The organism is Streptomyces bugieae, assembly GCF_036352915.1.
Taxonomy (GTDB): domain Bacteria; phylum Actinomycetota; class Actinomycetes; order Streptomycetales; family Streptomycetaceae; genus Streptomyces; species Streptomyces endophytica.
Genome location: NZ_JAZBJP010000007.1, coordinates 22494 through 48484, shown reverse-complemented (window position 1 = coordinate 48484; position 25991 = coordinate 22494). Strand labels below are relative to the sequence as shown.

Genomic DNA, 25991 nt, shown 5'->3' with positions numbered 1-25991 from the left:
GACGTTTCACGTGAAACACGATGCCAGCGTCGCGTCCGAATGAGCCGCGACACTCCGTCTTGTGCCGTTTTGATGGGGTTTAAGGAAATGCCGCTTCCCCTATTTCGCGGAACGGGATTCCCTCTCCCCACGCCGGTCTCCACGGCTCCGGCTGATGCCTCAGCGCCGGCGCCCCCTCGTCGGACGGCTGGCCCGCGCCGCCTTCGCCCGCTTCGCCGCGAAGCGCACACCGCCGGGGCTCTCGCCCACCTCGACCCGCACCACCGTCGTCGGCGGATCCACGATGCCCTCGCCGACCTGCAGCACCGAGGTGTCGACCACACCGAGCTTGCTCAGCGCGGCCCGGGCACCCTTGAGCTCCTCCTCCGCGGCATCGCCCTTGAGCGCCAGCATCGCGCCGTACGGACGCAGCAGCGGAACGCCCCAGCCGGCCAGCCGGTCCAGCGGAGCCACCGCCCGCGCGGTCACCACATGCACCTGCGGCAGCTTGCCCATGACCTCTTCGGCCCTGCCCCGCACGACCGTCACGTGGTCGAGGCCGAGCAGCTCGACGACTTCCTGAAGGAAATTCGTCCGCCGCAGCAGCGGCTCCAGCAGCGTGATCTTCAGGTCCGGCCGCACCAGAGCCAGCGGGATGCCGGGCAGCCCGGCCCCCGAGCCCACGTCACAGACCGAGACGCCCTCGGGCACGACCTCGGAGAGCACCGCGCAGTTCAGCAGATGCCGCTCCCACAGCCGCGGCACCTCCCGCGGCCCGATCAGCCCTCGCGTCACCCCCGCGTCGGCGAGCAGTTCGCCATACCGCACGGCCTCCGGAAAGCGCTCACCGAATACCTCCTGTGCCGCCTTCGGCGCAGGAGGGAGCTCCGCTGCTGCCTCCGTCACGGGAACCGCCCTTCCTCTGGACTGCTTTTCCTGCCGGGAACCCGGGTCACGCACCCGGAATAACACAGAACGCTGACAACTTTTGGCCCCGCCTGCGAGCAGACGGGGCCAAAGAAAAAAACGGAAGCGCTGAGCGGTCAGGCCGGGAGGACAACCACTCGGCGCTGCGGCTCCTCACCCTCGGACTCGCTCCGCAGGCCGGCCGCCGCCACCGCGTCGTGCACGACCTTGCGCTCGAACGGCGTCATCGGGTCCAGCTTCACCGGCTCACCGGTACCGCGGGCCTCCTCGGCCGCCTTCGCACCGATCGCCGTGAGCTGCTCGCGCTTGCGCGCCCGGAAGCCGGCGATGTCCAGCATCAGACGGCTGCGGTCGCCGGTCTCCCGGTGCACGGCCAGCCGGGTCAGTTCCTGCAGCGCCTCCAGCACCTCACCGTCGCGGCCCACCAGCTTCTGCAGGTCGCGGCTGGTCGAGTCGCTGATGATCGACACCGCGGCGCGGTCGGCCTCGACGTCCATGTCGATGTCACCGTCGAGGTCGGCGATGTCCAGCAGACCCTCGAGGTAGTCGGCCGCGATCTCGCCTTCCTGCTCCAGGCGGGTCAGGGTGTCGGTGCCCTCGGTGGCAGGGGTCGTGTCCGTCACGAAAGGACTCCTTCTTACTTCTTCGACGGGTGCTTGGGGCGCTGCTGGCCCTTGCGCTGGCCGGACTTCGCGGAGCGGGACCCGGACGAGCCGCTCTGCGCGGTGCCGTCCTGCGCGGACTTCTTCTCCAGCGACTGCTTCTTCGCTCCACCCTGGCCGGAGCCCGCCGAGCCGTCCGCCGTGCCCGCCGAGCCGGCCCGCGTACGGTTCTGCGTCCGGGCCTGGGCACCGCCGGCCGGCGTAGCGCCGGTCTGCCGCTTGGCCTTCGTCTGGCGCTTGGGCTGCTGGCGGTTCTGGCGCGCTTCCTCGACGGCCTTCTTCGCCGCGACCTCGGCCGGGCTCTCGACCAGCTTGCCCTGGGCCCGCAGCCGCTCCTGGCGCTCGGCGAACGCCTTGCTGCCCGGGGTCGGGTTACGACGGATGACGAACATCTGCTGGCCCATGGTCCACACGTTGGTGGTCAGCCAGTAGACGAGGACACCGACGGGGAAGTTGATACCGAAGACGGCGAACATGATCGGGAAGACGTACATCAGCATCTTCTGCTGCTGCATGAACGGCGTCTTCACCGTGAGGTCGACGTTCTTGGTCATCAGCTGGCGCTGCGTGTAGAACTGCGACGCCGACATCAGAACGATCATGATGACCGTGACCACGCGGACGTTGGTGACCGAGGCACCGAGGCTCTCGATCTTCGCCGCGCTGTCCATGAACTTCGCGGCCAGCGGGGCGCCGAAGATGTGCGCCTTCTGCGCGCTCTGCAGCAGCGTCTGGTCGATGAAACCGACCGTCTTGCCGTTCGCGATGTGGCTGAGGACCTGGTACAGCGAGATGAAGAACGGCGACTGGGCCAGAATCGGGAGACAGCTCGAGAGCGGGTTGGTGCCCGTCTCCTTGTAGAGCTTCATCATCTCTTCGGACTGGCGCTGCTTGTCGCTCTTGTAGCGCTCCTGGATCGCCTTCATCTTCGGCTGGAGCGCCTGCATGTTCCGCGTCGACTTGATCTGCTTCACGAAGAGCGGGATCAGGCAGATACGGATCAGCACCACCAGCGAGACGATGGACAGACCCCACGCCGCACCACTGTTCGGATCAAAGACCAGGCTGTAGAACGAGTGGAACTGGACGATGATCCAGGAAACGGCGTAATAGAGAGGATTCAGGATCGTGTCCACGAATCAGGCTCCTTGGGCGTTGGGCTGAGTCTCGGGCTGGGCGGCGGGTTCATGGACGGCAGTCCCGCCCAGACGGCTCCTCAGCCGCTGGTGCCAGACCGGACGCTTCCGGGGAGGGACGTGGTCGACGCCACCGAGCGACCACGGATTGCAGCGCAGGATGCGCCAAGCTGTCAGCGCAGTCCCTTTCACCGCGCCGTGCCGGTCGATGGCCGTATAGCCATAGTGCGAGCACGACGGGTAGTACTTGCAGACCGGCCCCAGCAGGGGGCTGATGGTCCACTGGTAGATCTTGATCAAAAGCAGCAGCGGGTACTTCACTGTGCGCTCCCTCCCGGGCCCCGGCCGGGGTTCCGGGGGTCCGCGGCACAACCACTGCCGGTCGCGGCCCCCGCGGGGTTGGAGCCTCTCGGCGACCCTCCCAGCAGCCGCTCCAGGGCGGCGTCCAGGTCGCGGGCCAGCTCGTCGTGGTCCGCGGTGCCCGCGCCGGGCAGGGCCCGTACGACAACCAGGCTACCGGCGGGGAGCCGGTCCAGCCGGTCGCGCAGGAGATGGCGAAGGCGCCGCTTGACCTTGTTGCGGACGACCGCGATGCCAACGGCCTTGCTCACGACGAAACCCGCACGCGCCGGGGGAACACATTCCCCCGCTGCGTGCGGGTCCGTTGAACCGCTACGACAATGCACGACAAGGAGCGGGCGCCCGGCCCTGCGTCCCCGGCGTACCGCGGTCGCGAAGTCCTCGCGCCGCCTCAGCCGATTTTCGGTAGGCAGCACGTCATGGACCTAGGTCGGGCTGCTCAGGCCGACAGGCGGGCGCGACCCTTGCTGCGGCGCGACGCGAGAATCGCGCGGCCGGCACGCGTCCGCATGCGCAGACGGAAGCCGTGGGTCTTCGCGCGGCGGCGGTTGTTCGGCTGGAAGGTGCGCTTGCTCACTCGGGGGCTCCAGGAATGCTTGTTGTCTCAAGGAGAGACAGATGTGGGGCGTCGTTGGCTGTCACCGTGCGCCCACGAGTAGCTCGCAACGCCTAAGTGCACCGCTACACGATCACCAGAGCGCGATCTTTGCCCATCGGAGGCAGGCGGCAGCAGCCATCGACAACTCGACCTGGTCACGGTACGCGCGGCTACGCCATCCGGTCAAACCGGCTCCATGTGAGCCCGCACGGCACGTCGTCAGGACACACTATGCACAGCCTGTGGACAACGACTTGAATCCCCAGGCCCGCCCTGACTACCGTGGCTGAACTCCGATTCCTTCCCGCCCGTCCTGAGAATCACACATTCGTGGGACTGTGAGAGAGCGTGCCCTGTGGCTGATGTACCTGCCGATCTTGCCGCAGTGTGGCCGCGCGTGCTCGATCATCTTCTTCGTGCGGAGGCCGACGGCCTCAAGCCGAAGGACCAGGACTGGCTCAAGCGCACCCAGCCGCTGGCGCTGGTGGCCGACACCGCGCTGCTCGCCGTGCCCAACGAATTCGCCAAGGGCGTGCTCGAAGGCCGGCTGGCGCCGCTGATCGGGGAGGCCCTCAGCCATGAGTGCGGCCGCCCGATCCGGATCGCGATCACCGTCGACGACTCCTCCGAGGAGCCGCCGGCGCCGTCCGCGCCCGTGCAGCACCAGTCGCCCCAGCAGCAGCCGCACCACCAGCAGCACCCGGCGCCGCAGCAGCACGAGACGTACGACTACGAGCCCCGGCACGACAGCCGGCAGGGCTACGGGCACCAGGGCGACGACCTGCCCGGCGTCCGTCCCGCCTACCCGGACTACCAGCAGCCGCGGCACGAACCCGGCGCCTGGCCGCAGCACGTGGCCCCCGGCGGCCCCGGCCCGCGCGACGACTACGGCTGGCAGCAGCAGCACCTGGGCGGCTTCCCCGAGCGCGAGACGTCCGCGGAGCAGTGGCGCGAGCCGTACCCGTCGGCGCCCCACGTACCGCAGCACCAGCAGGCGCAGCCCGACTACCGCGGCCAGGACCGCGGCGTCCCGCAGCACTCCGACGGTGCGCGCTCCCCGTACGACGCGCAGCGCCGCGACCTCCCCGAGCACCAGCCCGGTGGCCACAACGGCCGCTCCGGCCCCGGTGCCGCGCTGCCGGCGCCCAGCGGCGCCCCGGGTCCGCTCGCCGCGCAGCCCGCGCCGGCCACCGGTCCGGGTGAGCCCACCGCCCGGCTGAACCCGAAGTACCTCTTCGACACCTTCGTCATCGGTGCCTCCAACCGCTTCGCGCACGCCGCCGCGGTCGCCGTCGCCGAGGCCCCGGCCAAGGCGTACAACCCGCTGTTCATCTACGGGGAGTCGGGTCTGGGCAAGACCCACCTGCTGCACGCGATCGGGCACTACGCGCGCAGCCTCTACCCCGGCACCCGCGTGCGGTACGTGAGCTCGGAGGAGTTCACCAACGAGTTCATCAACTCCATCCGCGACGGCAAGGCGGACGCGTTCCGCAAGCGCTACCGCGACATGGACATCCTGCTGGTCGACGACATCCAGTTCCTGGCGAGCAAGGAGTCGACGCAGGAGGAGTTCTTCCACACCTTCAACACGCTGCACAACGCCAACAAGCAGATCGTGCTCTCCAGTGACCGGCCGCCCAAGCAGCTGGTCACCCTGGAGGACCGGCTGCGCAACCGCTTCGAGTGGGGCCTGATCACCGACGTCCAGCCGCCCGAGCTGGAGACCCGGATCGCGATCCTCCGCAAGAAGGCGGTGCAGGAGCAGCTGAACGCCCCGCCGGAGGTGCTGGAGTTCATCGCGTCCCGGATCTCGCGCAACATCCGCGAGCTGGAGGGCGCCCTGATCCGGGTCACCGCGTTCGCCTCGCTCAACCGGCAGCCGGTGGACCTGGGGCTCACCGAGATCGTGCTGAAGGACCTGATCCCCGGCGGCGAGGACGCCGCTCCGGAGATCACCGCCACCGCGATCATGGCCTCGACCGCCGACTACTTCGGCCTGACCATCGACGACCTCTGCGGCTCGTCCCGCAGCCGGGTCCTGGTCACCGCCCGGCAGATCGCCATGTACCTGTGCCGCGAGCTGACGGACCTGTCGCTGCCGAAGATCGGCGCGCAGTTCGGCGGCCGGGACCACACGACCGTGATGCACGCCGACCGCAAGATCCGCGCGCTGATGGCCGAGCGGCGGTCGATCTACAACCAGGTCACCGAGCTGACCAACCGCATCAAGAACGGCTGAGAGCGCGGCCGACGCGCCGCCTCGGACCGACCGCGCCCAGGGCGCCCGGGACCCGCTCCCGGGCGCCCTTCGCCGTTCCGGGGCCGCCCGGCGCGGTGTACGACGCACCGCGCCGCCGTCCCCGTGCTGTGGAGCGCCGCCGGCCGTGTTCGATTCCGCGCCTGGTCACGGCCTCTCTCCACAGATTGGGCAAGAATCTTCCGTCCACACCCTGGGGAGAGGAAAGTTATCCCTGTGGGATCCACAGCCGGGCCCTCGGAGGAGAGATCGGAGGAGGTCAGCCGGGTGTGGATTTGTGGCCAAGCGCTCTCCACAGGCTGTGGACAAAAATTTCGTCCACAGGACGGTGGATCTCTTGTCCACCGCCCGCCCACAGGTGAGCCGCCGTTGTCCCCAGCAATCCCCAGCTTCTCCACACCCCTGTCCACTGTTCGGCAACGCAACACCCCCTCTCACCGGGCTGAGTGAAAGCGGTCACACCAAGGTGATGGGTTGGGCTGTGGGGAACGTGGGTAAAGCTGGGGATGGCACTGGGGAGAACTGCCCGTCTCCTGTGCATCGGGTGTGCAGAACTTTCCGCGGTCCACAGCACGGGCCACTTATCCACGGCCCCCGCCCACAGCCACGGTGGACAAAAAACTGACGCTGACCTGCGCGGACGCAGTTGTCCACGGTTTCCACAGGGCCTACTACTACGACCACGGATATCTACCGGGGAACTCGTTCGGAAACGGGGCCTGTGCACAACTCGGCGGCCCGGCGTCCGACGTCGCCCGAGTCGACTTGACCCCGAGCCGCACCGACTGTCGGTGGCGTGCGTCAGACTGGTCTCCGGCAACTGAGCCGACGACGAAGGCCAGCAGGGCGTAAGCCAGCAACAGCAGGAGGCGGTTTCCGGTGAAGATCCGGGTGGAGCGCGATGTACTCGCGGAGGCAGTGGCCTGGGCGGCCAAGAGCCTCCCGGCCCGTCCGCCGGTGCCCGTCCTCGCGGGCCTGCTGCTGAAGGCCGAGGACGGCGCACTGAGCCTCTCCGGCTTCGACTACGAGGTCTCGGCGCGGGTCTCGGTGGAGGCCGAGGTCGAGGAGGAGGGCACGGTCCTCGTCTCCGGCCGGCTGCTCGCCGACATCTGCCGCGCCCTCCCCAACCGCCCGGTGGAGATTTCCACCGACGGTGTACGGGTGACCGTGGTCTGCGGCTCCTCGCGGTTCACCCTCCACACCCTTCCTGTGGAGGAGTACCCGTCCCTGCCGGCGATGCCCACCGCGACCGGCACGGTCCCCGGCGAGGTCTTCGCCGCGGCCGCCGCCCAGGTCGCCATCGCGGCCGGCCGTGACGACACCCTCCCGGTGCTCACCGGCGTCCGCATCGAGATCGAGGGCGACACCGTCACCCTGGCCTCCACCGACCGCTACCGCTTCGCGGTCCGCGAGTTCCTGTGGAAGCCGGAGAGCCCGGACGCCTCCGCGGTCGCGCTGGTCCCGGCCAAGACCCTGCTGGACACCGCCAAGTCCCTGAGCAGCGGCGACACGGTCACGCTCGCGCTGTCCGGCTCCGGCCAGGGCGAGGGCCTGATCGGCTTCGAGGGCGCCGGGCGGCGGACGACGACCCGTCTGCTGGAAGGCGACCTCCCCAAGTACCGCACGCTCTTCCCGACCGAGTTCAATTCGGTCGCGGTGATCGAGACCGCTCCGTTCGTCGAGGCCGTCAAGCGTGTGGCGCTGGTCGCCGAGCGCAACACCCCGGTCCGGCTGAGCTTCGAGCAGGGCGTGCTGATCCTTGAGGCCGGCTCCAGCGACGATGCACAGGCTGTGGAGAGGGTCGACGCCGATCTGGACGGCGACGACATCTCGATCGCGTTCAACCCGGGCTTCCTGCTGGAGGGCCTGTCGGCGATCGACTCCCCCGTGGCGCAGCTGTCGTTCACGACGTCCACCAAGCCGGCGCTGCTGAGCGGCCGCCCCGCCAAGGACGCCGAGGCGGACGAGGCCTACAAGTACCTGATCATGCCCGTGCGGCTGTCGGGCTGACGGCCGGAAGCGCGCTCGCGGCGGGGCCCTTGCGGCGACCGGCTGAAGGGCCCTGATGAGCGGCTGAGCCCACAGGTGTGCGCGGACCTGCGGGCGTAGGCTCGGACTCGGGTACGAACAGCAACGACTACGTGCAAAGAGGGTCTCTGATGGAGCTCGGTCTCGTCGGTCTCGGCAAGATGGGCGGCAACATGCGCGAGCGCATCCGCCGCGCCGGCCACACCGTCGTCGGATACGACCGCAACCCGGACCTGGCGGATGTGAACAGCCTCCAGGAGCTTGTGGACAAGCTGAAGGGTCCGCGGGTGGTCTGGGTCATGGTGCCGGCCGGCGCCGCCACCCAGTCCACGATCGACGAGCTGGCCGAGCTGCTCTCGCCCGGCGACATCGTCGTGGACGGCGGCAACTCCCGCTGGACCGACGACGAGAAGCACGCCGAGGAGCTGAAGGCCAAGGGCATCGGCTTCGTCGACTGCGGCGTCTCCGGTGGCGTCTGGGGCCTGGAGAACGGCTACGCGCTGATGTACGGCGGCGACAAGGACGACGTCGCCAAGGTGCAGCCGATCTTCGACGCCCTCAAGCCCGAGGGCGAGTTCGGCTCGGTGCACGCCGGCAAGGTCGGCGCCGGCCACTTCGCGAAGATGGTCCACAACGGCATCGAGTACGCGATGATGCAGGCCTTCGCCGAGGGCTGGGAGCTGCTGGAGAAGGTCGACTCCGTCACGGACGTGCGCGAGGTCTTCCGCTCCTGGCAGGAGGGCACGGTCATCCGTTCCTGGCTGCTCGACCTGGCCGTCAACGCCCTCGACGACGACGAGCACCTGGAGAAGCTGCGCGGTTATGCACAGGACTCCGGCGAGGGCCGGTGGACTGTGGAAGCCGCCATCGACAACGCCGTGCCGCTGCCCGCGATCACGGCCTCGCTCTTCGCCCGCTTCGCGTCCCGCCAGGACGACTCGCCGCAGATGAAGATGATCGCCGCGCTGCGCAACCAGTTCGGCGGCCACGCGGTCGAGAGCAAGAAGTAACCACCAGCAGTACTGGCACCACCACGCAGCCGGGGGAGGTCGGCGCACCGCCATGCACGTGACGCATCTGTCGCTCGCCGACTTCCGCTCGTACGCCCGGGTCGAGGTCCCGCTCGATCCGGGCGTCACGGCGTTCGTGGGCCCCAACGGGCAGGGCAAGACCAATCTCGTCGAGGCGGTCGGCTATCTGGCCACGCTCGGCAGCCACCGGGTCTCCTCGGACGCGCCGCTGGTGCGGATGGGCGCCGAGCGGGCGGTCATCCGGGCCGCCGTCGCGCAGGGCGAGCGGCAGCAGCTGATCGAGCTGGAGCTGAATCCCGGCAAGGCCAATCGCGCCCGTATCAACAGGTCCTCGCAGGTCAGACCGCGTGATGTGCTGGGCATCGTGCGGACGGTGCTGTTCGCGCCGGAGGACCTGGCGCTGGTCAAGGGCGACCCCGGCGAGCGCCGGCGGTTCCTGGACGAGCTGATCACCGCGCGCTCGCCCCGGATGGCCGGGGTGCGCGCCGACTACGACCGCGTCCTCAAGCAGCGCAACACCCTGCTCAAGACCGCGGCGCTGGCGCGGCGGCACGGCGGGCGGCAGATGGACCTGTCGACGCTCGACGTGTGGGACCAGCATCTGGCCCGGGCCGGCGCCGAACTGCTGGCGCAGCGCCTCGACCTGATCGCCGCGCTGCAGCCGCTCGCCGACAAGGCGTACGAGCAACTCGCCCCGGGCGGCGGCCCGTTGACGCTGGAGTACCGTCCCTCGGCGGGCGAGGCGATGGCCGGCGCGACATCCCGTGAGGACCTGTACGGCGTGCTGCTGGCCGCGCTCGGCGAGGCCCGCAAGCAGGAGATCGAGCGCGGGGTGACGCTGGTCGGCCCGCACCGCGACGACCTGGTGCTGAAGCTCGGCCAGCTGCCGGCCAAGGGCTACGCCAGCCACGGCGAGTCCTGGTCGTACGCGCTGGCGCTGCGGCTGGCCTCGTACGACCTGCTGCGTGCCGAGGGCAACGAACCGGTGCTGGTCCTGGACGACGTCTTCGCCGAGCTGGACGCGCGGCGCCGGGAGCGGCTGGCGGAGCTGGTGGCCCCGGGCGAGCAGGTGCTGGTGACGGCGGCGGTCGACGACGACGTGCCCGGGGTGCTGGTCGGGGCGCGCTACGCGGTCTTTGACGGCGCCGTCGAGAAGGTGACCCCGTGAGCGAGCAGCAGTCCGACCGGCCCGAGCCCCCGGAGCTGTCCGGCGTGGACCTGGCCCGGCAGGCGCTGGTGGCCGCGAAGGAGCAGGCGCGGGCGCGGGGCGCGGCCGCGCAGCAGAAGAAGCAGGCCCGGCGCGGGGGCCTGCGCTCCGGCGCGCGGGCGGACGGCCGCGATCCGCTGCCGCTCGGTGCGGCGATCAACCGGCTGATCACGGAGCGCGGCTGGGAGACCCCGGCCGCGGTCGGCGGGGTGATGGGCCGCTGGCCGCAGCTGGTCGGCCCCGAGGTGGCGCAGCACTGCGAGCCGCAGCGCTACGACGAGGACGCCCGGGTGCTGACCGTGCAGTGCGATTCCACGGCGTGGGCGACCCAGCTGCGATTGCTCGCCCCCCAGCTGGTGGCCCGGCTCAACGAGGACCTGGGCCACGGCACGGTCAAGATGCTCAAGGTGCTCGGTCCGGGCGGTCCCGCCCGCCGTTACGGAGCGCTGCGCGCGCCCGGCAGCAAGGGTCCGGGCGACACCTACGGATAGGCCGTAGGACACGGGTGAACCACTGCGGCGGGTGAGACTCCGCTCACGGTAGCCGCCGGTTGACAGCCGGAAGCGCTGAGTGCCCGTTTGAGCGTCCTGGGGCCCCGTCTCGAATATGGGGAGTCGGCGGACGGCGGTTCAGGGCGGCACATGACGACTCAGGTGCCTGCAAACCCCCATGAGTGTCGGCGCCACCGGTACACTGGTAGCAATCCCGCCCACTCGCGGAACATGTCGAACGACGCAGCCGCTCCCGCCTGTTTTCCCGGGGTGACCCGCACAGGCGCGGAAGGGGCTTGTGCTGTGCCAGAAAGGGCGCTTCGTGGCCGACTCCGGCGACCTCAACGAGAACAACACGGCTTCTACCGAAGAGGAGGGGGTTCCTGCCGGCGCCATGGGCGACTCCTCGGAGGAGAAGTCGTACGACGCCAGCGCGATCACCGTCCTCGAAGGCCTGGACGCGGTCCGCAAGCGTCCCGGCATGTACATCGGCTCCACCGGTGAGCGCGGTCTGCACCACCTCGTGCAGGAGGTCGTCGACAACTCCGTCGACGAGGCGCTGGCGGGCCACGCCGACACCATCGACGTGACGATCCTGGCCGACGGCGGCGTGCGCGTCGTCGACAACGGCCGCGGTATCCCCGTCGGCATCGTGCCGTCCGAGAACAAGCCGGCCGTCGAGGTCGTGCTGACCGTCCTGCACGCCGGCGGCAAGTTCGGCGGCGGCGGGTACGCGGTCTCCGGTGGTCTGCACGGCGTGGGCGTGTCCGTCGTGAACGCCCTGTCGACCCGCGTCGCGGTCGAGATCTGCACGGACGGCTACCGCTGGACCCAGGAGTACAAGCAGGGCGTGCCCACCGCCCCGTTGGCCCAGCACGAGGCGACCGACGAGCACGGCACCTCGGTCACCTTCTGGGCCGACGGCGAGATCTTCGAGACCACCACCTACAGCTTCGAGACGCTGTCCCGGCGCTTCCAGGAGATGGCGTTCCTCAACAAGGGGCTGACCATCTCGCTCAAGGACGAGCGCCCGGACCACGTGGACGAGGACGGCAAGCCGCTCTCGGTGCGGTACCACTACGAGGGCGGCATCGTCGACTTCGTGAAGTACCTCAACTCCCGCAAGGGCGAGCTGGTCCACCCGACGGTCGTCTCGGTGGAGGCCGAGGACAAGGAGCGGAACCTCTCCGTCGACCTCGCCATGCAGTGGAACACCCAGTACAGCGAGGGTGTCTACAGCTTCGCGAACATCATCCACACCCACGAGGGCGGCACCCACGAAGAGGGCTTCCGCGCCGCGCTGACCGGCCTGATCAACCGCTACGCGCGCGACAAGAAGCTGCTCCGCGAGAAGGACGACAACCTCACGGGCGAGGACATCCGCGAGGGCCTGACGGCGATCATCTCGGTCAAGCTGGCCGAGCCGCAGTTCGAGGGCCAGACGAAGACCAAGCTGGGCAACACCGAGGTGAAGACCTTCGTCCAGAAGGTGGTCCACGAGCACCTCAACGACTGGCTGGACCGCAACCCCAACGAGGCCGCGGACATCATCCGCAAGGGCATCCAGGCGGCGACCGCCCGGGTGGCCGCCCGTAAGGCGCGCGATCTGACCCGCCGTAAGGGCCTGCTGGAGACCGCGTCGCTGCCCGGCAAGCTGAGCGACTGCCAGTCCAACGACCCGACCAAGTGCGAGATCTTCATCGTCGAGGGTGACTCCGCCGGCGGCTCGGCCAAGTCCGGCCGTAACCCGGAGTACCAGGCGATCCTGCCGATCCGCGGCAAGATCCTCAACGTCGAGAAGGCCAGGGTCGACAAGATCCTGCAGAACAACGAGGTCCAGGCGCTGATCTCGGCCTTCGGCACGGGCGTGCACGAGGACTTCGACATCGAGAAGCTCCGCTACCACAAGATCATCTTGATGGCGGACGCCGACGTCGACGGCCAGCACATCAACACCCTGCTGCTGACCTTCCTGTTCCGCTTCATGCGCCCGCTGGTCGAGGCCGGTCACGTCTACCTCTCCCGCCCGCCGCTGTACAAGATCAAGTGGGGCCGGGACGACTTCGAGTACGCCTACTCCGACTCGGAGCGGGACGCGCTGGTCGAGCTCGGCAAGCAGAACGGCAAGCGGATCCGTGAGGACTCGATCCAGCGGTTCAAGGGTCTCGGCGAGATGAACGCCGAGGAGCTGCGGGTGACGACGATGGACATCGACCACCGTGTGCTCGGCCAGGTGTCGCTGGACGACGCGGCCCGCGCCGACGACCTGTTCTCGGTGCTCATGGGCGAGGACGTCGAGGCACGCCGCTCGTTCATCCAGCGCAACGCCAAGGACGTCCGCTTCCTCGACATCTGAGCCCTGTCGGCCCGAACAACAGCCGCAGCTCGAAAGGACTTTGAACCACCATGGCCGACGAGAATTCCCCTGTGACCCCGGACGGCGTGACCGCCGAGGGCGCGCCCGCCGCCATCGAAGGCGTCGGGATGCGCGTCGAGCCCGTCGGGCTCGAGACGGAGATGCAGCGCTCCTACCTCGACTACGCGATGTCCGTCATCGTCTCGCGTGCGCTGCCGGACGTCCGGGACGGCCTCAAGCCCGTCCACCGCCGCGTCCTGTACGCGATGTACGACGGCGGGTACCGCCCCGAGAAGGGCTTCTACAAGTGCGCCCGCGTCGTCGGCGACGTCATGGGTACGTACCACCCGCACGGCGACACCTCCATCTACGACGCGCTGGTCCGTCTGGCGCAGCCATGGTCGATGCGGATGCCGCTGGTCGACTCCAACGGCAACTTCGGCTCCCCGGGCAACGACCCGGCCGCGGCCATGCGGTACACCGAGTGCAAGATGGCGCCGCTGTCGATGGAGATGCTCCGGGACATCGACGAGGAGACCGTCGACTTCCAGGACAACTACGACGGCCGCAACCAGGAGCCGACGGTCCTGCCGTCGCGCTTCCCCAACCTGCTGATCAACGGCTCGGCCGGTATCGCGGTCGGCATGGCGACGAACATCCCGCCGCACAACCTCCGCGAGGTCGCCGCCGGTGCCCAGTGGGCGCTGGAGCACCCGGAGGCCTCCCCCGAGGAGCTGCTGGACGCGCTGATCGAGCGGGTCAAGGGCCCGGACTTCCCCACTGGCGCGCTGGTGGTGGGCCGCAAGGGCATCGAGGAGGCCTACCGCACCGGCCGCGGCTCGATCACCATGCGCGCGGTCGTCGAGGTCGAGGAGATCCAGAACCGCCAGTGCCTGGTGGTCACCGAGCTGCCCTACCAGGTCAACCCGGACAACCTCGCCCAGAAGATCGCCGACCTGGTGAAGGACGGCAAGATCGGCGGCATCGCCGACGTCCGCGACGAGACCTCCTCGCGCACCGGCCAGCGGCTGGTGATCGTCCTCAAGCGGGACGCGGTCGCCAAGGTCGTCCTCAACAACCTCTACAAGCACACCGATCTGCAGACCAACTTCGGTGCGAACATGCTCGCCCTGGTGGACGGCGTGCCGCGCACGCTCTCCCTGGACGCGTTCATCCGCAACTGGGTCACCCACCAGATCGAGGTCATCGTCCGCCGGACGAAGTTCCGGCTGCGCAAGGCCGAGGAGCGGGCGCACATCCTGCGCGGTCTGCTCAAGGCCCTGGACGCCATCGACGAGGTCATCGCGCTGATCCGGCGCAGTGAGACGGTCGAGGTCGCGCGCGAGGGCCTGATGGGCCTGCTGGAGATCGACGAGATCCAGGCGAACGCGATCCTGGAGATGCAGCTGCGCCGGCTGGCCGCCCTGGAACGCCAGAAGATCACCGCCGAGCACGACGAGCTGCAGCGCAAGATCAACGAGTACAACCAGATCCTGGCCTCCCCCGAGCGGCAGCGCCAGATCATCAGCGAGGAACTCGCCGCGATCGTCGAGAAGTTCGGCGACGACCGGCGCTCCAAGCTGGTGCCCTTCGAGGGCGACATGTCCATCGAGGACCTCATCGCCGAGGAGGACATCGTCGTCACGATCACCCGTGGCGGCTATGTGAAGCGCACGAAGACGGACGACTACCGCTCGCAGAAGCGCGGCGGCAAGGGCGTTCGGGGCACGAAGCTCAAGGAAGACGACATCGTCGACCACTTCTTCGTCTCCACCACCCACCACTGGCTGCTGTTCTTCACGAACAAGGGCCGGGTCTACCGCGCCAAGGCCTACGAACTGCCGGACGCGGGCCGCGACGCCCGCGGTCAGCACGTCGCCAACCTGCTCGCCTTCCAGCCGGACGAGCAGATCGCGCAGATCCTGGCGATCCGCGACTACGAGGCCGCGCCGTACCTGGTCCTCGCCACGAAGGCCGGCCTGGTGAAGAAGACGCCGCTCAAGGACTACGACTCGCCGCGGTCCGGTGGCGTCATCGCGATCAACCTGCGCGAGCAGGAGGACGGCTCGGACGACGAGCTGATCGGCGCCGAGCTGGTCTCGGAGACCGACGACCTGCTGCTGATCAGCAAGAAGGCCCAGTCGATCCGCTTCACCGCGTCCGACGAGGCGCTGCGGCCGATGGGCCGGGCGACCTCCGGTGTGAAGGGCATGAGCTTCCGCGAGGGCGACGAGCTGCTCTCGATGAACGTGGTCCGCGCGAACACCTACGTCTTCACGGCCACGGACGGCGGATACGCCAAGCGCACCGCGGTCGACGAGTACCGCGTCCAGGGCCGCGGCGGTCTGGGCATCAAGGCCGCCAAGATCGTCGAGGACCGGGGTTCGCTGGTCGGCGCGCTGGTCGTCGAGGAGACCGATGAGATCCTGGCCATCACGCTCGGCGGTGGCGTGATCCGCACGCGGGTCAACGAAGTCCGGGAGACCGGCCGTGACACCATGGGCGTCCAACTGATCAACCTGGGCAAGCGCGATGCCGTCGTGGGCATCGCACGGAACGCCGAGGCCGGCCGGGAAGCCGAAGAGGTCGACGGGGAGGAGCCCGGGACCGAGGCGGCAGAGGTGACCGAGCCCCCGGCGGAGTAGCACGAGGAGTAGGTCATGAGTGGAGCCACGGGCGCTGCGGCGGGTGGACGGGGAGTCGGGAAGGACTCCCCGTCGGGACCCGCGACCGTGACGGAGGACAGCGCCCGTGGCTCCGCCATTTCTGCCGACGGCCCCCGACACGAGGGCGCGCACCAGGGGGGACCCGTGAGCGACACCCGCCAGCCACAGCCGCAGCCGCAGCCCCGGCCGCAGGATCCGGCCCAGCAGGCCGCAGAGGGCCCGCAAGCGCCGTACCAGCCGCCCCAGGCGTATTCCACCGCCGGTGGGCAGGGCGGCGGGCCCCAGACGGTCCGCAAGCCCCGTACGGGCGCCGCTACGGCCCCGCGGACGCGCAAGGCCCGGCTGCGGGTCGCGCGGGCCGATCCGTGGTCGGTGATGAAGGTCAGCTTCCTGCTCTCCATCGCGCTGGGCATCTGCACGGTCGTGGCCGTCTCGGTGCTGTGGATGGTCATGAACGCGATGGGCGTCTTCTCCACGGTCGGCGGGACGATCAGCGAGGCCACCGGCTCCGGCGACGGCGGCGGCTTCGATCTGCAGACGTTCCTGTCGCTGCCGCGGGTGCTGCTGTTCACCGGGATCATCGCGGTGATCGACGTGGTGCTGGCGACCGCGCTGGCCACCCTCGGCGCCTTCATCTACAACCTCTCGGCCGGGTTCGTCGGGGGCGTGGAGCTGACCCTCGCCGAGGACGAATGAGGCCCGCACGACGGGGCGTCCGGGGGGCTCCCGGAACCGATTTTGGGAACGCCTCTGAAGTGCGCTAATCTTTCGGTGCAGCGAACGCGCGGCTATAGCTCAGACGGTTAGAGCGCTTCCCTGATAAGGAAGAGGCCCCAGGTTCAAGTCCTGGTAGCCGCACCGCACCGATCGGCCCGGCCGGGGAACTCCCCGCCGGGCCGATTCGTTGTTCCGGTGCGGAAGTTGGCTCGCGGCGGGCGCCCGCGAACGAGGTGTTGCCGACTGCGAGCTAGGTAACCGATCGGTATCGGCCGGTGTGTATCATCGGCCGACATAGGTCCCCTACGTCAACGAAAGACGAGGTCGCGCGGTGAAGAAGCTTCTCCTGGTCGCACTGGCCGCCATCGGCGGGCTCCTCGTGTACCGCCAGATCCAGGCGGATCGCGCCGAGCAGGATCTGTGGACGGAGGCGACCGACTCCGTGCCCGCAGGTTCGGGTGTCTGAGACCCACCTACGTACAGCAAGTTCGTACGAACCCCGATTGCCCGGTGGCAGTCGGGGTTTCGTATGTCCGGGGGCGGGCGGGGCGGGGTGCGAGGGGGTGCCGGGGAGTGGGCCGGGGTGGCTGATCGTCGTTGCGGGACCGTGACAGTGATCCTCTTGAGTTTGCTATCGCACACCATTAGCTTGCATAAGCAAAGATTCTGTCTGTGACGTAACCAGCAGGACTCCAGGGGGAACAAGGCATGGCACACCGACCACGCAGAGGGGCGGTGGCGTTGCTCGGCGGGCTGATGCTGGCCCTGGCCGCCGTAGCCGCACCGTTTCAGGCCATCGCCGCGGGGACAGCCGAGGCGGCGCCGGCCGCGGCGGGCAGCGGCATGGTGATGGTGCTCGACTCCTCCGGCTCGATGAGCGGGAGTGACGGGGCCGGCAGCACCCGGATCGCCGCCGCCCGTAAGGCCGTGGGCGCCGTCGTGGACGCCCTGCCGGACGGCTATCCGACCGGGTTGCGGGTCTACGGCGCCGACAAACCCAAGGGCTGCGACGACACCCGGCTCGTCCGGCCGGTCGGCGCGCTCGACCGGGCGGGGTTGAAGCGGGCCGTCGCGGGCGTCCGGCCGAAGGGCGACACCCCCATCGGGCTGTCGCTGCGCAAGGCGGCCGATGACCTTCCCCGGCCGGCCGGCGGCTCGGTCGGCAAGCGCACGATCCTGCTGATCTCCGACGGCGAGGACAACTGCCAGGCACCGCCGCCGTGCAAGGTCGCGGCCCAACTCGCCGCGTCCGGCGTCGATCTGCACATCGACGCCATCGGTTTCCAGGTGGCCGGCAAGGCCCGCGCACAGCTGGAATGCATCGCCAAGGCCGGCAACGGCCGTTACTACGACGCCCCGGACGCCCGGGCGCTCGCCCGCCAGCTCCAGCGGGCCGGCCAACTCTCCGCGGAGGGCTACCGGTTCAAGGGGAAGCAGGTCCGCGGCACGGCGACGAAGAGCAGCGCCCCGCACCTCGTTCCCGGTCAGTACCTGGACTCCATCGGGCCCAACGAGGAGCGCTTCTACGCGGTCGATCTGGACGCCGCCTCGACGGCCGATTTCTCGGCGACCGTGGTGCCGCAGGCCGGGGCGACCGTCGGCCTCCTCGACACCGTGCGCACCCGGATCGCCTACAGCACCGACAGCGCCTGTGAGTCCAGTACCGCGATGTTCGGGCAGTCGGAGGGCGCCACGCCACTGACGTCCGCCGTCAGCCGGGTCCCCTCGGAGACGGGCACAGGTACCTGCGACAAGGCGGGCCGGTACTGGCTGGTCGTCGAGCGCAAGGCCGCCGAGGGTTCGGACGCCGCGCGCTGGCCGATGGAGCTGACGTTTCACGTGGAACCACGACTGACGAAGGGCGTCACCCCCGCACAGTCGGAGCCCGAGTACGGCGCGGGGGGCAAGGACGCGACCCTGCCCACCAGCGAGCCCCGGGACGTCACCGGCGGCACCGGCTTCAACGACGCGCGCACCTTGCACCCGGGCGTCTGGCGGGACAGGCTCCTTCCGGCCCAGACCCTTTGGTACAAGGTTCCGGTCGGCTGGGGACAGCAGCTGCGCTACGACGTGGAGTTCGCCAACGAACCGACGGTGAGGGGCCACAGCGCCACCACCTCGTTCGGTGGCACCCAGGTCTACACGCCGGCCCGTACGCCGGTCGGCAGCGGCACCGGGGAGTTCGACGTCTCGGTGCCGTACGACGGGCGGCCGGCCTCGCTCGCCATGGGCACTGTCCCGGTCGCCTGGACCAACCGCTACGAAGGCCACCCCAACGTCATTCCCGTGCACCAGAAGGGCGACTTCTACCTCGCCGTGACGCTGGGCGCCAAGGCCGCCGAGATCGCCCAGAACCCGCGCATCGGTGTGGTGCTGAGGGTCGCGGTGCTGGGCAAGGAGAAGGCCGGTCCCGAGGCCGGCGCGGCCACCGTCACCGGTGCTGCCTCCGGGCGGACTCCCGGGGCCCGGACGGACGGTGCCGCACAGGACGGTGGAGGATGGTCCACAGGACGCGTCGTGGCCGTTGCCGTCGGTGCAGTGGGGGTCCTGTTGCTGGCCGGTCTGGCACTGGCCTACGTACGGGCCCGCCGGAAACCGTCGGCCGGCGGCGGGAATTCGGATCCGAAGAGGGGTGGCTCGTGGTGACCGTACGCACGGCGAGGCGGACCGTGTTTCACGTGAAACACGGCGGACGGGCGGCCGCCGCGCTGACGGCGCTGGCCGCGGTCGCCGTACTGCCCGGGGCGGTGGGCGTGGCCTCGGCCGCGACCGTGCCCGGCTACCGGACGGCGGACGACGCCACGGCGGTCAAGGGCAGCCCCAGCCGGGCGGACGCCCCCGAGCTCAAGCCCGGGCTGCACACCGACACTCTTCGGCGCGGCCAGCAGAAGTACTACGCGGTCACCCTCGACGCCACGACCAATGCCTACTTCTCGGTGGTCGCCGCGCCCCGGCCCGGCACCAAGGTCGAGGACTACAAGGACCAGTTCACCGTCAGCGTCCAGGACAGCAGCGGCCAGCCCTGCGGCACGGATGCGACACCGTCCTTCCACGGCGGCGGAATGGCGTATCCGATCGCCGACTACGCCACCCGCCGCATCGGTAGCGACCGCACCCAGTGCCAGAAGGCCGGGCCGTACTTCGTCGTGCTCACCCGGGAGGGATCCGTGACCTCGGGGCCCGACGCCTGGCCGGTCGAGCTGGACTACCTGGAGGAGCCCCCGATCAAGGGCAGTACCCCTCCTCGTCCGCAGCCGGGCACCTGGTCCACCGCCACGCCCCCTGCACGGACCGCCCCCACCAAGCGCCGGGCCAAGGGCGGCACCGGTTTCAACGACGCGGGCCCGGTCGCCACCGGCGTGTGGAAGGACCACATCGAGCCGGGCGAGACCCGCTTCTACCGCGTTCCGGTGGACTGGGGCCAGCAACTCAACCTCAGCGCGGAGCTGCCCAACTCGACCACCGGCACCTCGCGTTTCCTCGCCAACGCGCTCGGGCTGAGCGTCTACAACCCGGCCCGTGGTGCGGTCGGCAACGACAGTTTCGTCGCGTACGACAACGGGGCCGCCGCGAAGAAGTTCACCGCCCCCGTCGACTACGGCAACCGCTTCAACCCGACCGACGCGGTCAGCGCGATGCGTTTCGCCGGCTGGTACTACCTGGAAGTGAGCCTCAACCCCAACACCGCCCCGTACTTCGCCAAGGGCGCCGACCTCACGCTGCGGGTGGACGTCCGCCAGAAGCCCAAGCCCGGCCCTGAATACGCCTCCCCCACCCAGGACTTCTCCGTCACACCCGACGACCGGGAGGCAGCGCGGAACGGCCGCAGCGCACAGGAGGACTCGGCGCGGAGCGGCACCCTGATGACGGTCGCGTACGCCGGGATCGGCACGGGCGTGGTGCTGCTGACCGGGCTCGGGGCGTGGACGCTGGTGGCCAGGCGGTCCGCGGCGGCCGGCCCGCCGGCTCAACGGTCGTTGGAGGAGCGACAGTTCGGCCCTCCGGGAGGCCGGTGAGTCGCGGGGTCCGGACGGTCCGGGCGCGGCCTCAGGCCGAGAGCAGCGCCCAGACGCCGACCGCGATGCACAGCAGCGCCACGATCAGCACCGGGACCGCGACCTTCGGGGGCGGTCCCGGCTTGCGGTACGGGGCGGGCGGCGCCACGGCCGGAGCGGCGGCCGGCACACCGGCCGGCGGCTGCCCGGGGACCAGGTGCGGGCCCGCCGTGTAGGGACGGGTGGCGGCCGCCTCGGGGCGGACCGCGGCGGTCGGTTCGTACGCCGGCACCGGAGGCGGCGGGGGCGTCGCGGGGACCGGCCGGGGCAGGGGAGCGGGCGTCGGCGGGGTGGTCGGCTCCGGCGGGGTGCGCGGTTCCGGCGGGGCGAGCGGGAAGCTGTCGGTACCGGCGAAGGAGCTCCGCCCGGCCGCCCCGGGGCCGGTGAGGGTGCCGCGCCCGGCCGTCCCGGCACCGGCCGTCCCGGAACCGGCCGTCCCGGCACCGGCCGCCGCGGGTCCGTCGTCCTGCGTGGGCTCGTCCGGCCCGTCGGTCGCCAGCGGCCCGTCCGGCCCGAAGCCGGCCGGCAGCGGCCCGATGTGGTCGAAGACCTCGACGACCTCGTCCTCGACCGTCGCCTCCGGCAGCAGCTCGACCACCGACAGGATCGCCTTGCGCGCCCCGGTGGCCGTCTTGAACCGCGCGTCCGGGTTCGGGTGCACCAGGGACGCCAGCACCTGCCACAGCGGTTCCGGTACGCCCTCGGGCGCGTTCGGGATCCCGTCGGCGAAGTGCCCGATCAGCGCCTCCGGATCCGGTTTGACGCCGGTGAGCAGGTAGATCGCGACCAGTCCGACCGCGAACAGGTCGCCGGGGAAGTCCGGTTCGGCACCCAGCAGCTGCTCCGGAGCGAAGTAACCGGGCGTCCCCACCACGTAGTTGGCCTCGGTCAGCCGCGGCTCGCCCTTGCGCATCGCGATGCCGAAGTCCGACAGCCGCAGATGCGGACGGCCGGTGCCGGTGGCCTCCAGCAGGATGTTCGCCGGCTTGATGTCGCGGTGCACCACGCCCTCGGCGTGCACCGCGGTCAGCCCGGCCAGCAGCTGGTCCAGCAGCGTGCACACGAACCGCGCCGGCAGGGGCCCGTAATCGCCGGTCAGATGGGCCAGCGAGCCGCCGCTCACCAGGTCCATGGTGAACAGCACCTTGTCGTCGTCCGCCGCCCAGCTCGCCGGGGCCAGCACATGCGGATGGTCGATCCGCAGTGCCTGTTCACGGACGAAGCGCAGCAGCGTGTGCGCATCGCTCTGCTGGAGCACCTTCGCCGCCACATAGCGCCGCCGCCGGTGGTCCCAGGCGCGCCAGACCGCGCCCACCCCGCCGCGCCCGATCGGGTCGATCAGCTCGTACCGGCCGGCGAAGATCTCACCCATTGCGCCCCGTCCGCTTCCTGTACCCGCGAAGTCCCCTGTGGCTAACTCTGGTGCGCCTCGTAGTGGGCGACCGCGTCCGCGGTGCGACCGGCACCGTAGACCCGGAGGAACTCTGCCAGTTCGGGGTGAGTGGGGGCGAGGGTGTTCGCGGCATCGATGATGTCCCCGGCGTCGGAGACCGAGCGCAGCAGCGACTGGATCTCGCGGACCACCCGGCGGACCGTGGTCGCCCCCGTCGACGACGTCTGCTGCGCGGTGTTGTTCAGCACCGAGCCGCCGGCCGTCTTCTTGATCTCGTCCATGCGGTCGGTGGCCTCGGCGGCGCTGACGCTGCCGTCCGCGACCTGGCCCGACAGCTCCTGCAGCGCCTGGACCCGCTGCACCACGGCCGGGTTGCCTATCTTCGCCCGCTGCCCGCTCATCAGCTGGGAGAGCATCGGGGCCGAGAGCCCGAGCACGGCGGCGAGCCGGGCCTGGTTGAGGCCGAGGTCGTCGATGAGTCGGCGGAACAGCGCGCCCAGAGGCTCCCCGTACCAACTGCGCTGCAGCTCCCGGGCCCGCGCGGTGGCTTCCTGCTGTGCTGCGTCCATACCGTCTCCCCTGTCTCCCCGATCGCTTCGCTGCCGCGAATCTCGCGAAGCATCCTACGGAGAGCGACGGTGTGCGGCGATACCCGGTCGGGAAAGCGCCCGGACACCGGGTACCCTGGTGCGCGAAGGGGCCTTAGCTCAGTTGGTAGAGCGCTGTCTTTGCATGGCAGATGTCAGGGGTTCGACTCCCCTAGGCTCCACTCCCCAAGCCCTTCCGGTCGGCGTCATTGCTGGTCAGAAGGGTTTTTTGCTGCCCTGGGGGATTGACGGGCCATCATCGCCGTCCGCGTGCGGGGCCGGCGGACGCCGGCAGGCGAACGGGCCGCGCCCGCCGCCCCGCGGACGGGGTGGGGACGCGGCCCGGTGTGCTGTGGCGGTGCCCGGCGTCAGGCCGTGCTGCCCCCGCCGCGCTCATCGGCCTCTTCCTGCTTGGCCTGGACCTCGGGATCGAGCGCGGCACCCTCGCTGCCGTCGACCGCGCTCAGCCCGCCGCGGTCGCCGACCTCGGTGGGGGCCGGCGGCTCGACCAGCCAGTCCGGGTTGGCCTGCTTGTCCCACCACTTCCATGCGACGACCGCACCGGCGGCAAGGACGCCCAGCACGGTGAGGCGCTTGACGAGCTTGCCCCGCCGGGCGCGGCGGCAGTGCTTCTTCTGGAGCTTGGCGATCTCCTTGGCGGTCACCTGGCCGCGCAGCGCGGCGAGCGCGGCGGTACCGCGGGCCACGGCTTCCTCGCGTACCGGATCGGTCGCGGCGCGGGCACTGCTCACGGCGTGCTCCAGCCGTGGTGCGGTGTAGTCGGCGGCCTGGCGGGCCGCCTTGCGGGTCCGGCGCGCCGCCCGGTTCGCCGCCGCGTCCACCTTGGGCGGCAGGGCGCCGCGGGCGTGCTCGATGCGCGGGTGCAGATGGGCGTCGTACTGCACTCGGGCCTGGTGGGCGGCCTCGGCCACCTTGGGGGCCATGCGCGTACGGGCCTCGTGCGCGTAGTGCACGGCGGCATCCTTGGCCGTACCGGCATACGGAGCCACCGCCTCCGCGGCGTGCCGCACGCTGTCCCTGGCCGAACTGGTCGCGGTGCGCACGCTGTCCTTGCGGGTCACGGGATCCTCCTCCTCGGTGGCGTGTCCGGGGGGCTCGGGGGGTCGGTTCCCCTTGTCTGCTATGTCGCCTGTCCACCCGTTGGAAGATCATGCCCGTTCGCGCGACATACGGCATGCGCAAGGTGGCATACGGGTCAATACCGGACACTTCCGGAGCTCTGTGGACGACGATGCCACGCTTTGCCGCCGACCGCGCCCGAAATCAGTGCGAAGCCCGGTAAGAGGTGGTGGTCCGGCGCCGGGAGGGGTTCTTCGTGCGAGGATCGGGGGCCCGTCAGCAAAGACTCATGGAAGGTTGATCGTGGCTGAGCAGCTGTACGCCACCCTGAAGACGAACCAGGGCGACATCGAGATTCGGCTCCTGCCGAACCACGCACCCAAGACGGTCAAGAACTTCGTCGAGCTCGCCAAGGGTGAGCGGGAGTGGACGAACCCGGAGACCGGGCAGAAGACCACCGCCCCGCTGTACGACGGCACCGTCTTCCACCGGGTGATCAGCGGCTTCATGATCCAGGGCGGCGACCCGCTGGGCAACGGCACCGGCGGCCCGGGCTACGAGTTCGGCGACGAGTTCCACCCCGACCTGGCCTTCGACAAGCCGTACCTGCTGGCCATGGCCAACGCCGGCCCGGGCACCAACGGCTCCCAGTTCTTCGTCACGGTCTCCCCGACCGCCTGGCTGACCGGCAAGCACACCATCTTCGGCGAGGTCAGCAACGAGGCCAGCAAGAAGGTCGTGGACGCCATCGCCACCACCCAGACCAACCCGCGCACCGACCGTCCGGTCCAGGACGTGGTGATCGAGTCGGTGGTCGTCGAGACCCGCTGACCCACGGTGCCGCCGGGCCCGGCCCGGGAACCATTGCGCCCCGGCCCCGTCCGGGGAACCATTGCGCCCCGCCTGGACGTACATCAGGCGGGGCGCGCAGCTCGTCCGGGGGTGGTGGTCGGGCGGCGGGCGGGAGGGGCGGTGTGTTTCGATGCCCGTGTTTTTCGATGCCGCCCGGTGGACGTTGAAGAGGACGAGGGGACCGATGGACCAGGTGCCAGGCAGCCCGCAGGAGCCGCAGGACGCGCGGGGCGACGACGGCCTGCCCGGCTGCTACCGCCACCCGGACCGTCCCAGCGGCATCCGCTGTACCCGGTGCAACCGCCCGATCTGCCCCGAGTGCATGGTCAGCGCCTCGGTCGGGTTCCAGTGCCCGGACTGCGTACGCGGCGGCAGCGGCACCGGCCATTCCCCGCGGGCGACCGCCCCGCGCACGCTCGCGGGCGGCACGGTCGCGGCCGACCGGCGGCTGATCACCAAGATCCTGCTGGGGCTGAACGCCGCGGTGTTCGTGGCCGTGCTGGCAACCGGCGGCCCGACGAGCCCGCTGCCCGACCGGCTCGATCTGCTGGGCCTGGCCTTCGACCCGGCCCGCTACCAGCTCGTCGGGGTCGCCGAGGGCGAGTGGTACCGCCTGCTGACCGCGATGTTCCTGCACCAGCAGGTCGCGCACATCGCGTTCAACATGCTCTCGCTGTGGTGGCTGGGCCCACCGCTGGAGGCGGCGCTCGGCCGGCTGCGGTTCACCGCTCTGTACCTGCTCTCCGGCCTGGGCGGCAGCGCCCTGTCGTACCTCCTCGCCGCCCAGAACCAGCCCTCGCTGGGTGCCTCCGGCGCGATCTTCGGGCTGCTGGGGGCGACCGCGGTGCTGATGCGCCGGCTGAACTACGACATGAAGCCGGTGCTGATCCTGCTCGCCCTCAACCTGGGCTTCACGTTCCTGTGGCCGCACATCGCCTGGCAGGCGCACGTCGGCGGGCTGATCGTGGGCGCCGCGGTGGCGTTCGGGATGGTGCACGCACCGCGTGACCGCCGGAACGCGGTGCATGTGGCGACGTGTGCGGTGGCGGTGCTGGCGATCGCCGCGGTGGTGTGGGTACGGACCCTCCAGCTGGTGGGCTGAGGGCCGTCACCCACACGTTGTCCACAGTGCGTGGCCGATCTTGTGCAAGCTGTGCGGAACTCTGCTTCCGGACCGCTGTGACCTGCGTTTCCGCAGGAAGGAGCGGGGAGGAGGCGGCCGGGTCCGAGGGCCCGGCCGATCACACCGGCGTCAACCGCCGGAGGGTTATCCACAGATCTTCTGAAGTTTTCCCCGGCTGTGGATAACCGTGTGGATGGCCTTGGGCAGGGCTTGCGCTACTTCCACTGAGTGGATACGCCGAAGCCCACCGCGATGAAGCCGAAGCCGCAGACGATGTTCCAGTTGCCCATGGCCGCGATCGGCAGATCGCCCTCGGACACGTAGAACAGCACGATCCACACAAGACCGATCAGGAACATCGCCAGCATCACAGGCGCCACCCAACCCCGACCGGAGTTCATCTTCAGGTTGGTGGTCTTCGCCGGCGGCGGCGTGAAATCGTCCTTCTTGCGGATCCGTGACTTCGGCACGAGGAACTCTCCTGTC

At 70.1% G+C, this 25991-nt stretch carries 22 protein-coding genes, 2 tRNA genes and 1 pseudogene; 15 read left to right on the top strand and 10 right to left on the bottom strand.

The window, feature by feature from the left end; genetic code table 11:
- Nucleotides 1-159: 159 nt before the first annotated feature.
- The 6 genes and pseudogenes from rsmG to rpmH form a co-directional block, all read right to left on the bottom strand.
- Nucleotides 160-885 (bottom strand): 16S rRNA (guanine(527)-N(7))-methyltransferase RsmG, encoded by a 726-nt coding sequence (gene rsmG / locus V2J85_RS15610; RefSeq protein WP_261956697.1) that lies wholly within the window; start codon nucleotides 883-885, stop codon nucleotides 160-162.
- A gap of 137 nt (nucleotides 886-1022) precedes the next feature.
- Nucleotides 1023-1529 (bottom strand): Jag family protein, encoded by a 507-nt coding sequence (locus V2J85_RS15605; RefSeq protein ID WP_261956698.1) that lies wholly within the window; start codon nucleotides 1527-1529, stop codon nucleotides 1023-1025.
- A gap of 14 nt (nucleotides 1530-1543) precedes the next feature.
- On the bottom strand, nucleotides 1544-2704 hold the full coding sequence (gene yidC, locus V2J85_RS15600; RefSeq protein ID WP_330821920.1) for a membrane protein insertase YidC: 1161 nt from the start codon (nucleotides 2702-2704) through the stop codon (nucleotides 1544-1546).
- A 3-nt stretch (nucleotides 2705-2707) separates the two neighbouring features.
- Nucleotides 2708-3025, bottom strand: a complete 318-nt coding sequence (gene yidD, locus V2J85_RS15595) for a membrane protein insertion efficiency factor YidD (RefSeq protein WP_030412278.1) — start codon at nucleotides 3023-3025, stop codon at nucleotides 2708-2710.
- Between the two features lie 86 nt (nucleotides 3026-3111).
- A pseudogene (gene rnpA, locus V2J85_RS15590) lies at nucleotides 3112-3480 on the bottom strand (ribonuclease P protein component); the annotation flags it as partial.
- Nucleotides 3481-3503: 23 nt separating this feature from the next.
- Complete coding sequence (rpmH, locus tag V2J85_RS15585) at nucleotides 3504-3641, bottom strand: 50S ribosomal protein L34 (RefSeq protein ID WP_003956500.1); 138 nt, start codon at nucleotides 3639-3641, stop codon at nucleotides 3504-3506.
- 376 nt (nucleotides 3642-4017) lie between these two features.
- Between rpmH and dnaA the strand changes: the two genes are divergently transcribed.
- The 12 genes from dnaA to V2J85_RS15525 all read left to right on the top strand — a co-directional run bounded on the left by dnaA (nucleotide 4018) and on the right by V2J85_RS15525 (nucleotide 20431).
- Nucleotides 4018-5901 (top strand): chromosomal replication initiator protein DnaA, encoded by a 1884-nt coding sequence (gene dnaA, locus V2J85_RS15580; protein WP_330821918.1) that lies wholly within the window; start codon nucleotides 4018-4020, stop codon nucleotides 5899-5901.
- Between the two features lie 897 nt (nucleotides 5902-6798).
- Nucleotides 6799-7929 carry a DNA polymerase III subunit beta gene (gene dnaN, locus V2J85_RS15575; protein WP_261956702.1) on the top strand — a complete coding sequence of 377 codons (1131 nt, stop codon included), beginning with the start codon at nucleotides 6799-6801 and terminating at the stop codon, nucleotides 7927-7929.
- Between the two features lie 149 nt (nucleotides 7930-8078).
- Nucleotides 8079-8957 carry a phosphogluconate dehydrogenase (NAD(+)-dependent, decarboxylating) gene (gene gnd / locus V2J85_RS15570; RefSeq protein WP_261956703.1) on the top strand — a complete coding sequence of 293 codons (879 nt, stop codon included), beginning with the start codon at nucleotides 8079-8081 and terminating at the stop codon, nucleotides 8955-8957.
- A gap of 52 nt (nucleotides 8958-9009) precedes the next feature.
- The gene (gene recF / locus V2J85_RS15565; RefSeq protein ID WP_261956704.1) at nucleotides 9010-10146 is read left to right on the top strand and encodes a DNA replication/repair protein RecF; all 1137 of its coding nucleotides are present in this window, start codon (nucleotides 9010-9012) and stop codon (nucleotides 10144-10146) included.
- Nucleotides 10143-10676 (top strand): DciA family protein, encoded by a 534-nt coding sequence (locus tag V2J85_RS15560; RefSeq protein ID WP_261956705.1) that lies wholly within the window; start codon nucleotides 10143-10145, stop codon nucleotides 10674-10676. Before recF ends, V2J85_RS15560 begins: the two co-directional genes overlap by 4 nt.
- Before the next feature lie 298 nt (nucleotides 10677-10974).
- Nucleotides 10975-13032, top strand: a complete 2058-nt coding sequence (gene gyrB, locus V2J85_RS15555; RefSeq protein ID WP_315975470.1) for a DNA topoisomerase (ATP-hydrolyzing) subunit B — start codon at nucleotides 10975-10977, stop codon at nucleotides 13030-13032.
- A gap of 50 nt (nucleotides 13033-13082) precedes the next feature.
- The gene (gene gyrA, locus V2J85_RS15550) at nucleotides 13083-15677 is read left to right on the top strand and encodes a DNA gyrase subunit A (protein ID WP_261956706.1); all 2595 of its coding nucleotides are present in this window, start codon (nucleotides 13083-13085) and stop codon (nucleotides 15675-15677) included.
- Between the two features lie 15 nt (nucleotides 15678-15692).
- On the top strand, nucleotides 15693-16394 hold the full coding sequence (locus tag V2J85_RS15545) for a DUF3566 domain-containing protein (RefSeq protein ID WP_261956707.1): 702 nt from the start codon (nucleotides 15693-15695) through the stop codon (nucleotides 16392-16394).
- Between the two features lie 88 nt (nucleotides 16395-16482).
- Nucleotides 16483-16556, top strand: a tRNA-Ile gene (locus tag V2J85_RS15540).
- 190 nt (nucleotides 16557-16746) lie between these two features.
- A complete protein-coding gene (locus tag V2J85_RS15535; protein WP_003958712.1) occupies nucleotides 16747-16881 on the top strand; it encodes a DLW-39 family protein in 135 nt (44 codons plus the stop codon).
- A 242-nt stretch (nucleotides 16882-17123) separates the two neighbouring features.
- Nucleotides 17124-19061, top strand: a complete 1938-nt coding sequence (locus tag V2J85_RS15530; protein ID WP_330821917.1) for a vWA domain-containing protein — start codon at nucleotides 17124-17126, stop codon at nucleotides 19059-19061.
- Nucleotides 19062-19093: 32 nt separating this feature from the next.
- Nucleotides 19094-20431 carry a hypothetical protein gene (locus tag V2J85_RS15525; RefSeq protein WP_330821916.1) on the top strand — a complete coding sequence of 446 codons (1338 nt, stop codon included), beginning with the start codon at nucleotides 19094-19096 and terminating at the stop codon, nucleotides 20429-20431.
- Nucleotides 20432-20462: 31 nt separating this feature from the next.
- On the opposite strand, the gene V2J85_RS15520 is transcribed toward V2J85_RS15525, so the two are convergent.
- Both V2J85_RS15520 and V2J85_RS15515 read right to left on the bottom strand, forming a co-directional pair.
- The gene (locus tag V2J85_RS15520) at nucleotides 20463-21842 is read right to left on the bottom strand and encodes a serine/threonine-protein kinase (protein WP_330821915.1); all 1380 of its coding nucleotides are present in this window, start codon (nucleotides 21840-21842) and stop codon (nucleotides 20463-20465) included.
- Nucleotides 21843-21883: 41 nt separating this feature from the next.
- Entirely contained in the window at nucleotides 21884-22432 is a 549-nt protein-coding gene (locus V2J85_RS15515) for a helix-turn-helix domain-containing protein (protein WP_030412291.1), read from the bottom strand.
- A gap of 127 nt (nucleotides 22433-22559) precedes the next feature.
- On the opposite strand from V2J85_RS15515, the gene V2J85_RS15510 reads away from it, so the two are divergent.
- Nucleotides 22560-22632 (top strand) — tRNA-Ala (locus V2J85_RS15510).
- 186 nt (nucleotides 22633-22818) lie between these two features.
- On the opposite strand, the gene V2J85_RS15505 is transcribed toward V2J85_RS15510, so the two are convergent.
- The gene (locus V2J85_RS15505) at nucleotides 22819-23532 is read right to left on the bottom strand and encodes a DUF5324 family protein (protein WP_330821914.1); all 714 of its coding nucleotides are present in this window, start codon (nucleotides 23530-23532) and stop codon (nucleotides 22819-22821) included.
- A 301-nt stretch (nucleotides 23533-23833) separates the two neighbouring features.
- Here V2J85_RS15505 and V2J85_RS15500 point away from each other — a divergent pair, with 301 nt between their 5' ends.
- Together V2J85_RS15500 and V2J85_RS15495 are read left to right on the top strand one after the other, a co-directional pair.
- A complete protein-coding gene (locus tag V2J85_RS15500; RefSeq protein ID WP_330821913.1) occupies nucleotides 23834-24361 on the top strand; it encodes a peptidylprolyl isomerase in 528 nt (175 codons plus the stop codon).
- Between the two features lie 205 nt (nucleotides 24362-24566).
- Complete coding sequence (locus tag V2J85_RS15495; protein ID WP_330821912.1) at nucleotides 24567-25484, top strand: rhomboid family intramembrane serine protease; 918 nt, start codon at nucleotides 24567-24569, stop codon at nucleotides 25482-25484.
- A gap of 236 nt (nucleotides 25485-25720) precedes the next feature.
- Here the strand turns inward: V2J85_RS15495 and crgA are convergent, their stop codons facing one another.
- Nucleotides 25721-25975 carry a cell division protein CrgA gene (gene crgA, locus V2J85_RS15490; RefSeq protein WP_030412295.1) on the bottom strand — a complete coding sequence of 85 codons (255 nt, stop codon included), beginning with the start codon at nucleotides 25973-25975 and terminating at the stop codon, nucleotides 25721-25723.
- Between the last annotated feature and the right edge of the window lie 16 nt (nucleotides 25976-25991).

Coding starts and splice junctions, on each gene's coding strand:
- gnd (WP_261956703.1), top strand. CDS start 8,079: ATGGAGCTCGGTCTCGTCGGTCTCGGCAAGATGGGCGGCAACATGCGC.
- recF (WP_261956704.1), top strand. CDS start 9,010: ATGCACGTGACGCATCTGTCGCTCGCCGACTTCCGCTCGTACGCCCGG.
- gyrA (WP_261956706.1), top strand. CDS start 13,083: ATGGCCGACGAGAATTCCCCTGTGACCCCGGACGGCGTGACCGCCGAG.
- V2J85_RS15545 (WP_261956707.1), top strand. CDS start 15,693: ATGAGTGGAGCCACGGGCGCTGCGGCGGGTGGACGGGGAGTCGGGAAG.
- V2J85_RS15530 (WP_330821917.1), top strand. CDS start 17,124: ATGGCACACCGACCACGCAGAGGGGCGGTGGCGTTGCTCGGCGGGCTG.
- V2J85_RS15520 (WP_330821915.1), bottom strand. CDS start 21,842: ATGGGTGAGATCTTCGCCGGCCGGTACGAGCTGATCGACCCGATCGGG.
- V2J85_RS15515 (WP_030412291.1), bottom strand. CDS start 22,432: ATGGACGCAGCACAGCAGGAAGCCACCGCGCGGGCCCGGGAGCTGCAG.
- V2J85_RS15495 (WP_330821912.1), top strand. CDS start 24,567: ATGGACCAGGTGCCAGGCAGCCCGCAGGAGCCGCAGGACGCGCGGGGC.